Genomic DNA, 12,395 nt, shown 5'->3' with positions numbered 1-12,395 from the left:
AAACACGCGGCGATTTACTCGAGGTAGAACGCCTGCAGCGCTTCGCGCTGGGCCGCGCCCAGACCGTATTCCGCTTCCAGCCAGCGGTCGGTGGAGCCGTATTGCTGACGGATGCAGCCCAGCGCCGTCATCAGGAACTCCTCGCGCGCGCTGAGCACGTAGGCGAATTGCTCCAGTGCCGCCGCATTCAGCTTGATAGAGAGCTGATCCAGCATCTGCTCGCGGAAAGTGGCCAGCGTGGTTTCAGTCAGCAGATAGTCTTCCAGCACCGTCGCTTCGTCGGCCCCCAGCGCGAACAGCACCAGTGCCGAACCGACCCCGGTGCGATCCTTGCCGACTGCGCAGTGCTGCACGATCGCGCCGCCGCCGGGGTTGCTCAGCAGCTGCGCCAACCGCTGATAGGCCACATTGCCGAACGGCAGGCGGCGATACAGTTCCAGCATGAACGCGCGGGCGTCGAAAGCGGCCAGCGTTTCGTTGGTGAGCTTCTCCAGGTTGGCGTTGACTTCGCTGCTCAGCGGGTTGGCCGGCACGTGATGATAGTCGGCGCCATTCCACAGAATATCCGGTTTGGCCTGCACTTCGTCGGCATCGCGGTAGTCCAGCACCGAACGCACCGGCACGCCGGCGAGAAAGGCGCAGTCGTTTTCCGTCAGCCGCTCGAGGGAACCGGAACGAAACAGCAGGCCGCGCTTGATGCGGCGCCCGTCGGCCACGCCGTTGCCGCCGAAGTCACGGAAATTAATGCCGCCGTCGAGCGGCGCAAGCGAAGGATGAAGCAGGATCTGGGCGGTCATAAACGTCCTCGTTGTTTTTGTTATGACAACGCGCGGCGGCCATCGGCGCAGCGCTGAGGAGTATCACCGTAACAGATTAGTCGCGAATGGAAAAACGGGCCGCGGCGGCGGCCCGTTCAGGGGAGGCGATTACAGCAGCCGGCGGGCGGCATCCACCACGATCTGCACCGCTTTGCTTTCGGTGTTTTTCATGGTCTCGGCGTTCGGGATCTCTTGCTGGGTGCGGTTAACGATCACCCCAGCCACCATGCCGGCACGCAGGCCCTGGCTGGCGCACATGGTCAGCAGCGTGGCGGACTCCATTTCATAGTTCATCACGCCCATCGCCTGCCACTCTTCCATCGAGCCTTTAAAACGGCTGACCACGCGGCCGGAGTAGGTGTCGTAACGTTCCTGGCCCGGGTAGAAAGTATCGGAAGAGGCGGTTACGCCAATGTGGGTGGTCGCGCCGCTGGCTTTGGCCGCTTCCACCAGCGCGGTGGTGCAGGCGAAGTCCGCAACCGCCGGGAACTCCATCGGCGCAAAGTGCAGGCTGGCGCCGTCGAGGCGTACCGCCGCCGTAGTCACCAGCACGTCACCGACGTTGATATTGGCCTGAATGGCGCCGGTGGTGCCGATGCGCAGGAAGGTGCGAATGCCCAGCTGCGCCAGCTCTTCCACCGCGATAGAGGTAGACGGGCCGCCAATACCGGTGGAGCAGACGATCACCGCCTTGCCGTCCAGCTCTGCGCGCCAGGTGGTGAATTCACGATGGGAGGCCAGATGCACCGGATTTTCCATCAGCTTGGCAATCTTCTCTACGCGCTGCGGATCGCCCGGCACGATGGCAAGCTGGGCCCCTTGTAAATCGTTCTTGGTGAGGCCGAGATGAAAAACGTCAGACTGAGACATACGAGACTCCTCATGGATCATGTTTATTGGGAGGAACAAAAAAGCACTCTACTGAAAATCGCCGCTTAATTTCGTGACGACAGTCACTATGAAAAGAGAAACAAATTACATGCTACATATTTTTTGTGATTTTTATCACAAAAAATCACTATCACTATAAGGCATCCAGAATGCACCGCTAAACCTCAGTCTAGCCGACAAACCTTGCAGCTCCCTGCCCGTTGGTTGCCGGCTGAAACTATTTAGCTCATCAATCCGAAATAACTCCATCTTATCGGTTGCTTAGGGGCAAAAAAGCCCTCTAACGCACCTTATGGCACTTACGCGGGCCAAAACGCGTAATAACATGATAAAAAGCGCTTAAAAATGCCGCAAAGCCAGATAATTAGCCGTTTTTTATCGACTTGTCCGAAAGTGCGCCACGCAGCGCCAATAATGGGTAATCTTTCCTATAGTTAATCTCAGCGCTTTTTTCTATTGCACGGAGACCGCAATGAAAACCGAACATGTGATGACATTAGAACAGGCTCAGGGGGGATTCGCCCCGGCCGCCGCGCCGTTGGCCGCCTCCGCGATTATCACCGACGAACAGGGCATTCATGCCGGGCAAACGACCATCCCTTCTCAGGGCGACGCGCTGCCGGCCTACGTCGCCAAACCCGCCGATCAGAGCGGCCCCTTCCCCATCGTGCTGGTGGTGCAGGAAATCTTCGGCGTCCATGAGCACATTCAGGATCTGTGCCGTCGCCTGGCCAAGCAGGGCTATCTGGCGATCGCGCCTGAGCTCTATTTTCGCCAGGGCGATGCCAACGACTACAGCGATATCGGCGAGCTGTTCCAGCAGTTGGTGACCAGGGTGCCGGATCGTCAGGTGCTGTCGGATCTGGATCACGCCGCGCACTGGGCTATCCGCCACGGCGGCGACGCCGGCAAGCTGGCGATCACCGGCTTCTGCTGGGGCGGCCGCATTACCTGGCTGTACGCGGCGCACAACCCGCAGTTGAAGGCCGCGGTCGCTTGGTACGGCAAACTGGTCGGTGAGAAAACGCTGAATTCACCGAAGCATCCGGTCGATGTCGCCACCCACCTGTCGGCGCCGGTACTGGGGCTGTATGGCGGGCAGGACAGCGGCATTCCGCTGGAGACGGTGGAAACCATGCGCCAGGCGATACGCGCCGCCAACGCCGAGGCCGAAATCGTGGTGTACCCCGAGGTCGGGCATGCGTTCAACGCCGATTATCGTCCCAGCTACAACGCCGAAGCGGCGCAAGACGGCTGGCAACGCATGCTGGCGTGGTTCGCCCAGCACGGCGTCAAGTAACCTCCCCCGCATAAAAAAGGGCGCCGAAGCGCCCAATCATCACACCAGTCAATCTGTAAGCGGCGGAGCTCATCCGCCGCACGCCATCACGCCTGCTCGCGCAGGCGCTGCGCCGCCAATACCATGTTGGCCAGCGACTGCCGGGTTTCCGGCCAGCCGCGGGTTTTCAGGCCGCAGTCCGGGTTAACCCACAGGCGTTCCGCCGGGATGTTCTGCGCCGCTTTACGCAGCAGCGCTTCGATCCATTCCACGCTCGGCACGTTCGGCGAGTGGATATCGTAGACGCCCGGCCCGATTTCGTTCGGGTATTCGAACTCTTTGAAGGCTTCCAGCAGATCCATATCGGAACGCGAGGTCTCGATGGTGATCACGTCGGCGTCCAGCGCGGCGATGGAGTCCATGATGTCGTTGAACTCGCAGTAACACATGTGGGTGTGGATCTGGGTGTCATCCCGCGCCACGGCGGCGTTCAATTTGAAGGCGTCCACCGCCCAGTTCAGGTAGGCGGCCCAGTCGGATTGGCGCAGCGGCAGCCCCTCGCGCAGGGCGGGTTCGTCGATCTGAATGATGCCGATGCCGGCTTTTTCCAAATCTTCCACCTCGTCGCGCAGCGCCAGCGCAATCTGCTTGGCGATCACTTCGCGGGTCACGTCTTCACGCGGGAACGACCAGCACAGGATGGTCACCGGCCCGGTCAACATGCCTTTCACCGGCTTGTCGGTCAACGACTGGGCGAATTTGGCCCATTCGACGGTAATGGCTTCCGGGCGGCTGACGTCACCGATGATCACCGGCGGCTTCACGCAGCGGGAGCCGTAGCTCTGCACCCAGCCGTTCTGGGTAAACACGAAGCCGTCGAGGTTCTCGCCGAAATATTCCACCATGTCGTTGCGCTCGGCTTCACCGTGCACCAGCACGTCCAGCCCGAGGCGCTCCTGCTCAACGATCGCCTGTTTGATGTGCTCTCCAATGCTGGTGCGGTAGTTGTTGCCGTCCAAACGGCCCTGTTTGAAATCCAGGCGCAGGCCGCGGATCTCGGTGGTTTGCGGGAACGAACCGATGGTGGTGGTCGGCCAGGCCGGCAGGTTGAAACGTTCGCGCTGCGCCCTGGCGCGCTCGGCGTAAGCGCTGTGGCGCTCGCTGTCCTGCGCAGTGATCGCGGCCAGACGGCGCTCAACCTGCGCATTGTGTACACGGCTCGACTGGCGGCGGGCGCGGATCGGTGCGCTGTAGGCGTCCAGTTCGGCTTGCTTCGCCGCGTCAGGCGCGTTCAGCGCCGCAGCCAGCAGCGCCAACTCGGCGCATTTTTGTAGAGCGAAGGCGAACCAGCTTTTCACTTCTTCATCCAGACGGCTTTCCACGCTCAGGTCGATCGGGCTGTGCAGCAGTGAACAGGAGGAGCCAATCCACAACGGGCGGGTGCCCACCAGCGGCTGAAGACGTTCGAACCAGCGGCTCAGATCGGCGCGCCAAACGTTGCGGCCGTTGATCACGCCCAGCGACAGCAGCCAGTCTTGCGGCAATGCGGCGCTCAGCGCGGCGATATCGTCGTGACCGGCGACCAGATCGACGTGCAGCCCCTGCACCGGCAGCGTGCGAACCGTATCGAGGTTGTGGCCGACGCTGTCGAAATACGTGGTCAACAACAGCTTAACCTGCCCCTGCAGCGCGTCGTAAGCTGGTTTAAAGGCGTCCAGCCAGGCCTGCGGCAGCTCCAGCACCAGCGCAGGCTCGTCAATTTGCACCCACTCGACGCCGCGTTTCGCCAGCTCGGCCAGCACCTGCTGGTAAACCGGCAGAATGTCTTTCAGCAGCGACAGGCGATCGAACGGCTCGCCCTTCACTTTACCCAGCCACAGATAGGTCACCGGGCCCAGCAGCACCGGTTTGATGCGGTGACCAAGCGCCAGCGCTTCGTCCACTTCATCCAGCAGTTGGGTCCAGCCCAGCTTGAACTGCTGGCCTTGTTGGAACTCGGGCACCATGTAGTGGTAGTTGGTGTTGAACCATTTGGTCATTTCTGCCGCGGCCGCCGGCTCGCCGGTCGGTGCGCGGCCACGGCCGATGCGGAACAGCGTGTCCAGATCGATCGAGCCATCCGCATTCTGATGGCGCGCCGGCACGTTACCCAGCAGCAGGCTGGTGGTCAACACATGATCGTACCAGGCGAAATCGCCGACCGGCACCAAATCCACCCCGGCCTGCTGTTGCTGTTGCCAATGGCGAGCGCGCAGCTCGCGGCCAACCGCCAACAGCTCTTCCTGCGTTGAGTTGCCGGCCCAGTAGCTTTCCTGAGCTTTTTTCAGCTCACGTCGTAGCCCAACGCGAGGAAAACCCAGTGTGTGATTCAAAATTGCCATCGTCATATTCCCCATTTAGCCGTCCAGATGTTTACACATCCATAATCAGCAGGTACTGTATTAACCACAAGCGCAATTTATTCACTGTCAATGTGAAGGACTCTCATGATCGAACTGAAACATTTACGGACGCTGCAGGCCCTGCGCAGCAGCGGTTCGCTGGCGGGGGCGGCGGCCCAACTTCATCAGACGCAGTCTGCCCTGTCGCACCAGTTCAGCGATCTTGAGCAACGTCTGGGCTTCAAGCTGTTCGTGCGCAAGAGCCAGCCGCTGCGCTTCACCGCCCAGGGCGAGATCTTGCTGCAGCTGGCGGAACAGGTGCTGCCGCAAATCTCACAGGCGCTGCAGGCCTGCCACGAGCCGCACCAGACCACGCTGCGCATCGCCATCGAATGCCACAGCTGCATTCAGTGGCTGACGCCGGCGCTGGACAATTTCCGCCAGCGTTTCCCGCAGGTGGTGATGGACTTCACCTCCGGCGTGACTTTCGATCCGCAGCCGGCCCTGCAACAGGGCGAGCTGGATCTGGTGATGACGTCGGATATTCTGCCGCGCAGCGGCCTGCACTATTCGCCGATGTTCGATTTCGAGGTGCGTCTGGTGCTGGCGCCGGATCATCCGCTGGCCGGCAAGCCGCACATCGAGCCGGCAGACTTGAGCGATGAAACGCTGTTGATTTACCCGGTGCAGCGCCAGCGGCTGGATATCTGGCGGCATTTCCTGCAGCCGGCGGGCGTCAACCCGGCGTTGAAGAACGTCGATAACACGCTGCTGCTGATCCAGATGGTCTCGGCGCGGATGGGGATTGCGGCGCTGCCGCATTGGGTGGTGGAGAGTTTCGAACGGCAGGGGCTGGTGGTGACCAAAACCCTGGGTGACGGCCTGTGGAGCCGCCTGTACGCCGCCGTGCGCGACGGCGAACAGCGCCAGGCGGTGACCGAAGCCTTTATCCGCTCGGCCCGCCAGCACGCCTGCGATCATCTGCCGTTCGTGCGCGACGCGGCACGCCCCGGCGCGACCGGCGCCAAAGCGTTGGCGGCCGGCGTATAAACTGTCGCCCTCCCGTTTAGCCGAGCTGTTTCGGCGCCACCCAGCGGCGGTGCACCCACAGCGAAGCGACGATCACCGCCCCGCCGATGATAAAGCTCGGCCAGTGCGGCTGTTGCTGCCAGATGGCCAGGTTGACCAGCAAGCCGGCCGGCACATGCATGTTGTTCATGATGCCGAGTGTGCCGGCATCCACCTGCGTCGCGCCGTAGTTCCACATGAAATAGCCCAGCCCCGACGCCACCACGCCCAGCCAGATCAGCACGCCCCACTGCAGATTGGTCGTCGGCAGCTGCTGCGGATTGCCCCACAGGAACCAGGCCACCACCGCCACCGCCGCCGCCCCCAGGTAGAACCAGGAAAAAGCGGTGTGTTGCGGCAAGGGGTGCACTTCCATCAGGCGCTTATAGCCGACCATGCCGATGGCGAAGCTGATGTTCGCCGCCTGCACCAACAGCAGCCCCCACCAGAAGTGTTCGCTCAGTTGGTGATAGCGAATGATCGCCGCGCCCAGCACCGCCAGCAGCGCGCTGAACACATAGCCCCAGCGTAAACGTCGGCCGCTCAGTAAGTCGTAGATCAGCGTGATGTACAGCGGCGTCAACACGGTGAACAGCAGGAATTCGGGTACCGTCAGGTAGAGATAGGCGCGGAAGCTGAACAGATACATGATCCCCAGTTGGAAGGCGCCCACCAGCATATACAGCAGGATCACCCTGGGCTTGATATTGCGCCAACGCAGGAACGGCAGGAACACCAGCGCCGCCAGCCCGATGCGCACCAGCGCCGAAAACCCGCTGTCGACCTGACCCGCCAAATACTCGCCGATCAGGCTGAAAGAAAACGCCCACAGAATGGTGGTTATAACCAAAAGCAGCACGATGGGTTCACCCTAAAAAGACCGAAAGGGCGATTGTAACGGAAGATGGGCACCGCGTTGGCGAAAAGGCGGTTTACATTTGAACAAAATACAAACTACCAGCAAAATTTCACCGCTGGGTTAGGCTTAATAAAAAAGCGAGGTAACCATCATGAAAACGTCTCACATCCTGTTCGCTCTGCTGTTGCTGCCCGGCCTGGCTGCAGCGGCCAACGGCGTAACCGATCTGCGTTCACAGCAGCAGCTTCTCAACCAAAACAGCCAACAGGCGCAGCAACAGCGCTTGTTGAACAACCGGCAGATGGATCAACGCCGCCTGCAACAGCAGCGCCAGTTCGACAATCAACGGCAACAGCTGTTGCAAACCACGCCGAACGGCGGCCAGCTGCTGCCTAACGGCAACCAGCCGCGCGATCCGTTCAACCGCACCGCGCCGGCGGTGCCGCAGGCCCCGCTGCCGGCTACGCCCGCACGCCCATAACGGTGAGGATCAGCGGCGTGGTGATCGCCGCCAGCACGGTGGACATCACCAGGCTGGTGGCGGCCGGGCCGGTGAGCGTATTGAACTGGCGCGACATCAGGTAGACATTCACCCCCACCGCCATTGAGCCCAGCAGCACCACCACGCGGGTCTCCATCGGCGGCAGATCCATCATCCAGGCCAGCAGCCAAATCACCAACGGCTGTACCAGCAACTTCAGCACGCAGATGGCGCTGCTCAGTTGCCAGCCTTCGCTGATGCGGTACTCGGCGAGCCCCATGCCAAGCACCACCAGCGACAGCGGCGCCGCCACCTGGCCGAGCATGCTGACCGGCCGATCGACGAAGTCCGGCAGCGGCAGGCCGGTCAGGCTAAACAGCGTGCCGGACAAAATGCCGACGATCAGCGGGTTGGTCAGCACGCTGCGCGCGGTTTTAGCAAAGCCCCCCAGCGTCGGCGAGCCGTTGCGCGCCCATTCGATCGACACCGTGACCAGCGTCCACAGGATCAGGCCGTTGAACACCAGCACCAGCGCCACCGACGGGATCGCCGCCTCCCCCAGCATCACGCTGGCGATCGGTAAACCGAGCATCACGTTATTGGAGAAAATACCACCCAGCGCAAACACCGACCCGGCGACGCCATCCAGCCGGAAAAGGTGCCGGGCGACGAGACGGCCGAGCACGAACACGATCAGGCAACTGCCGAAGAACGCGATCAGCAGCCGGGCGTCGACCGCCGGGCGCTGCGAGAAGTCGCACATCATGCGAAACAGCATGGCGGGCAAGGCGAGGGAAAACACAAAGCGCGTCAGGCCATCGGTGATGCTGGTGGGCCATTTCCCCCAGCGAATCAGCCCATAACCCAACGCGATCAGGACGAACAGCGGTAATGACAGCACCATCTGGTGCCACAGTGACAGGATAAAGCCAGGCATCGCATTCCTTCCGGTGGTGCGGCGGCAAGGCTTGTCGTCGCAGGATTCATCGGCGCCGGATTAGAACTCCGGGCCAATCAAATCTATCCGGTCGGTGCAAATGCAGTCAACGCCCCAGTCGAGCAGCAGGCGCGCGCGATCCGGCTGGTTAACGGTATACACCAGAATGCGCAGACCGGCGTCTTTCAACGCTTTCACCCGCTCGGCAGTCAACGCCTTGTGGTCGATATGCAGCGAGACGCAGTCCAGACGTTCGGTCAGCTCGCGCCAGTTGTCGTCCCAGTCCTCCAGCAGCAAACCGCGCGGCAAATCCGGCACGGTGCGTTGCGCCGCCGCCAGCGCTTCCACCGAGAAGGAGGAGAGCAGCGGGTCGGTCTGCCCTTGCCACAGCAACCGCGCCGCCAGCGCCACCACCCGGCCAGTTTCATCGTCGCTGCCGGTGGTCGGTTTGATCTCGATATTGGCCATCAGGCCGTGTTCCCGGCAGCGTTCCGCCACCTCCGACAGCAGCGGCAGCCGCTCGCCCTTGAAGGCCGAGCTGTACCAGTTGCCGGCGTCCAGCTGCACCAGTTTGTCCCACGGCAGCTCACCCGCCACGCCCCAACCGTTGCTGGTGCGATCCAGCGTGTCGTCGTGCAGCAGGAAAATTTGCCCGTCCTGCGCCAGCTTGGCGTCGAACTCGATCATCTTGTGGCCGTGGCGCGCGCCGACGTCGATCGCCGCCAGGGTGTTTTCCGGCGCCAGAGAACCGCCGCCGCGGTGGGCGACAATATGAGGGTAAGGCCAGGGTCTCGTCATCAATCCATCCGTAATCCGCTGTGGGTGTCAAAAAAGTGCAGCGCCTGAGCAGGCAGCTGCAAATATAGCGTACTGCCCGCCGTCGGCAAGGTTTCATGCGACAGCCGCGCTATCACTCCGTGGCCGCCCCACTGGCCGTGCGCCAAATTGTCGGCCCCCAGCAGTTCCAGCGTCTGCAGCTGCAGCGGCACGCCCTGGCCTTGCGCCACCAGTTGAATATGCTCCGGCCGAATGCCCAGCGTCAACGGCCGCCCCGCCCACTGCGGCTTGGCCGCCGGCAACGGCAGCGCCATGCCGTCCGCCAGCAGCAGCTGGCTACCGTCGGCGCTCAGGGTGCCGGGCAGCAAATTCATCGCCGGCGAGCCGATAAAGCCGGCGACGAACAGCGAAGCCGGCCGTTGGTATACTTCGCTCGGCGTGCCGATCTGCTCCGCCACGCCCTTATTCATCACGATCACCCTCTGCGCCAGCGTCATCGCCTCCACCTGATCGTGGGTCACGTACAGGCTGGTGGTTTTCAGGCGTCGGTGCAGCTGTTGCAGCTCCAGGCGCATCTGCACCCGCAGCTTGGCGTCCAGGTTGGACAGCGGCTCATCGAACAGGAACACCGCCGGTTCGCGCACGATGGCGCGCCCCATCGCCACCCGCTGGCGCTGGCCGCCGGAAAGTTCGCGCGGTTTGCGCTTGAGCAGCGGCTCCAGCTCCAGGATGCGCGCCGCTTCCTCCACCCGCTGGCGGATATGCTCCTTGCCGAAACCGCGGATCTTGAGGCCGTAAGCCATGTTGTCGTACACGCTCATGTGCGGATAGAGCGCGTAGTTCTGGAACACCATCGCGATGCCGCGATCCTTGGGCTCCAGATCGGTCACGCGCCGGGTATCGATATAAATATCGCCGCTGGTGGTGCGTTCCAGCCCGGCCACCATCCGCAGCAGCGTGGATTTGCCGCAGCCGGACGGGCCGACCATCACGATGAATTCGCCGTCCGCCACGTCGAGGTCTATCTGTTTGATCACCGGCGTTTTACCGTCGTAAGACTTGGTGACCGCCTGTAGTTTTAATCCTGCCATCGTCGTTATTTCTCGCTATCAACCAGACCGCGCACAAACCAGCGCTGCATCAGAAGCACCACCGCCAGCGGTGGCAATAAAGTCAGAATCATCGCCGCCATCACCTGGTTCCACTGGGTCGGCGCGCCGGAAGTGGAGATCATGCTCTTGATGCCCGCTACCGCGGTGCCCATCGAGGCGTCGCTGGTGATCAGGATCGGCCACAGATATTGGTTCCAGCCGTAGATAAAGGTGATGACGAACAGCGCCGCCAGATTGGTTTTCGACAGCGGCAGCACGATGTCCCAGAAGAAACGCATCGGCCCGGCGCCGTCGATGCGCGCCGCCTCCAGCAGCTCATCCGGCAGCGTCATGAAGAACTGGCGCAGCAGGAAGGTGGCGGTGGCCGAGGCCATCAGCGGCAGCGTCAGGCCGGTGTAACTGTCCAGCAGGTTGAGGTTGGAGATCACCTCCACCGTCGGGAAAATGCGCACCTCCACCGGCAGCATCAGGGTGAGGAAAATCAGCCAGAAGAACAGGCTGCGCAGCGGGAAACGGAAATATACGATGGCGTAAGCCGACAGCACCGACACCGCGATCTTGCCGCAGGTGATCGCCAGCGCCATGATCACGCTGTTCAGCAGCAGCAGCGAGAACGGCACTTTGAGGTTGCCCACGCCGCCCTGCCAGATATTGCGGATGTTCTCCCACAGGTGGCCGCCGGGCACCAGCGTCATCGGCACCTGAAACACCTGTTTGTCGTCCAGCGTGGCGGCGACAAAGGCCACGTACAGCGGGAACAGCACCACCAGCACGCCGATAATCAGCATCACATGGCTGAAGATGTCCAGCCCGCGTCGATTCTCAATCATTGGTAGCGCACCTTACGTTCAACGAAGCGGAACTGGATCACCGTCAGGCCGATCACCAGCAGCATCAGGATCACCGACTGCGCGGCGGAGCTGGAGAGATCCAATCCGGCGAAGCCTTCGCGGTAGATCTTGTAGATCAACGTGGTGGTGGACTGCACCGGCCCGCCGCCGGTGGCGGCGTCGATCACCGGGAAGGTATCGAAGAAGGCGTACACCAGATTGACCACCAGCAGGAAGAAGCTCACCGGCGCGATCAGCGGCAGCACCAGATGGAAGAAGCGGCGTACCGGGCCGGCGCCGTCGATGGCCGCCGCCTCCACCAGCGAACGCGGGATCGACTGCAGCGCCGCGAGGAAAAACAGGAAGTTATAGCTTATCTGCTGCCATACCGAGGCCAGCACCACCAGGAACATCGCCTGGCCGCTGTTTTGCGCATGGTTCCAGTTATAGCCCAACCCATTGAGGAAGTGGGTGATCAACCCGAGACCGGGGTTGAACAGAAAGATCCACAGCACCGCCGCCACCGCCGGCGCCACCGCGTAGGGCAGGATCATCAGCGTGCGATAGAGGCGGCTGCCGCGCAGCACGTAGTCCACCAGCGCAGCGAAGAACAGCGAGACCGCCAGCCCGATGCCCGCCACCAGGAAGCTGAAGATCAGCGTGGTGTAGAACGAGTCGAGGTAGTAAGGATCCTGGAACAGCTGCTTAAAGTTATCCAGCCCGACAAACTGGCTGGACAGGCCGAACGGATCGAGACTCTGCACCGAATACCACAGCGCCTCGCCGGCGGGCCATAAAAAGAAGACGGCGGTAATCAGCAGCTGCGGCAGCACCAATGCATAGGGCAACCAGCTGCAGCCGAAACCGGGACGGGAAGATGACATAGCAGTTAAACCATTAATCGGGCACGGAAGGATCGGCGTGAAGACGCGAGCCCGGTCCGCCGGGCCCGCGACGCAGGG

At 62.0% G+C, this 12,395-nt stretch carries 12 protein-coding genes; 3 read left to right on the top strand and 9 right to left on the bottom strand.

Annotated elements, in window-relative coordinates; translation table 11 throughout:
* Positions 1–14 precede the first annotated feature (14 nt).
* Both ACOWVD_RS20250 and udp read right to left on the bottom strand, forming a co-directional pair.
* Entirely contained in the window at positions 15–797 is a 783-nt protein-coding gene (locus ACOWVD_RS20250; protein WP_015376302.1) for a tyrosine-protein phosphatase, read from the bottom strand.
* A 129-nt stretch (positions 798–926) separates the two neighbouring features.
* Complete coding sequence (gene udp / locus ACOWVD_RS20245) at positions 927–1,688, bottom strand: uridine phosphorylase (RefSeq protein ID WP_004934432.1); 762 nt, start codon at positions 1,686–1,688, stop codon at positions 927–929.
* 493 nt (positions 1,689–2,181) lie between these two features.
* Here udp and ACOWVD_RS20240 point away from each other — a divergent pair, with 493 nt between their 5' ends.
* Positions 2,182–3,009, top strand: coding sequence for a dienelactone hydrolase family protein (locus tag ACOWVD_RS20240; RefSeq protein WP_004934429.1), 828 nt, complete (start codon positions 2,182–2,184; stop codon positions 3,007–3,009).
* Positions 3,010–3,095: 86 nt separating this feature from the next.
* Here the strand turns inward: ACOWVD_RS20240 and metE are convergent, their stop codons facing one another.
* Positions 3,096–5,384 (bottom strand): 5-methyltetrahydropteroyltriglutamate--homocysteine S-methyltransferase, encoded by a 2,289-nt coding sequence (metE, locus tag ACOWVD_RS20235; protein ID WP_197799051.1) that lies wholly within the window; start codon positions 5,382–5,384, stop codon positions 3,096–3,098.
* Between the two features lie 90 nt (positions 5,385–5,474).
* On the opposite strand from metE, the gene metR reads away from it, so the two are divergent.
* Entirely contained in the window at positions 5,475–6,419 is a 945-nt protein-coding gene (gene metR, locus ACOWVD_RS20230; RefSeq protein ID WP_015376299.1) for an HTH-type transcriptional regulator MetR, read from the top strand.
* Between the two features lie 16 nt (positions 6,420–6,435).
* Here the strand turns inward: metR and ACOWVD_RS20225 are convergent, their stop codons facing one another.
* Complete coding sequence (locus ACOWVD_RS20225; protein ID WP_004934420.1) at positions 6,436–7,296, bottom strand: carboxylate/amino acid/amine transporter; 861 nt, start codon at positions 7,294–7,296, stop codon at positions 6,436–6,438.
* Between the two features lie 151 nt (positions 7,297–7,447).
* Between ACOWVD_RS20225 and ACOWVD_RS20220 the strand changes: the two genes are divergently transcribed.
* The gene (locus ACOWVD_RS20220; RefSeq protein ID WP_016929457.1) at positions 7,448–7,777 is read left to right on the top strand and encodes a hypothetical protein; all 330 of its coding nucleotides are present in this window, start codon (positions 7,448–7,450) and stop codon (positions 7,775–7,777) included.
* Here the strand turns inward: ACOWVD_RS20220 and ACOWVD_RS20215 are convergent.
* Genes ACOWVD_RS20215 through ugpA form a run of 5 tightly spaced genes read right to left on the bottom strand, consistent with a single transcriptional unit; the run spans position 7,758 to position 12,317 of the window.
* Entirely contained in the window at positions 7,758–8,714 is a 957-nt protein-coding gene (locus tag ACOWVD_RS20215; RefSeq protein ID WP_049241604.1) for an AEC family transporter, read from the bottom strand. The genes ACOWVD_RS20220 and ACOWVD_RS20215 overlap by 20 nt on opposite strands.
* A gap of 60 nt (positions 8,715–8,774) precedes the next feature.
* Positions 8,775–9,512 (bottom strand): glycerophosphodiester phosphodiesterase, encoded by a 738-nt coding sequence (gene ugpQ, locus ACOWVD_RS20210; RefSeq protein WP_015376295.1) that lies wholly within the window; start codon positions 9,510–9,512, stop codon positions 8,775–8,777.
* Positions 9,512–10,582 (bottom strand): sn-glycerol-3-phosphate import ATP-binding protein UgpC, encoded by a 1,071-nt coding sequence (locus ACOWVD_RS20205; RefSeq protein ID WP_015376294.1) that lies wholly within the window; start codon positions 10,580–10,582, stop codon positions 9,512–9,514. The genes ugpQ and ACOWVD_RS20205 overlap by 1 nt, the downstream gene beginning before the upstream one ends.
* Positions 10,583–10,587: 5 nt before the next feature.
* A complete protein-coding gene (ugpE, locus tag ACOWVD_RS20200; RefSeq protein ID WP_004934403.1) occupies positions 10,588–11,433 on the bottom strand; it encodes a sn-glycerol-3-phosphate ABC transporter permease UgpE in 846 nt (281 codons plus the stop codon).
* Positions 11,430–12,317 carry a sn-glycerol-3-phosphate ABC transporter permease UgpA gene (ugpA, locus tag ACOWVD_RS20195; protein WP_015376293.1) on the bottom strand — a complete coding sequence of 296 codons (888 nt, stop codon included), beginning with the start codon at positions 12,315–12,317 and terminating at the stop codon, positions 11,430–11,432. The genes ugpE and ugpA overlap by 4 nt, the downstream gene beginning before the upstream one ends.
* Positions 12,318–12,395: the final 78 nt, after the last annotated feature.

The sequence above is a fragment of the Serratia sp. SA088 genome, assembly GCF_049065515.1.
Taxonomy (GTDB): Bacteria; Pseudomonadota; Gammaproteobacteria; order Enterobacterales; family Enterobacteriaceae; genus Serratia; species Serratia nematodiphila.
This window is presented reverse-complemented; position numbering and strand designations above follow the sequence as displayed.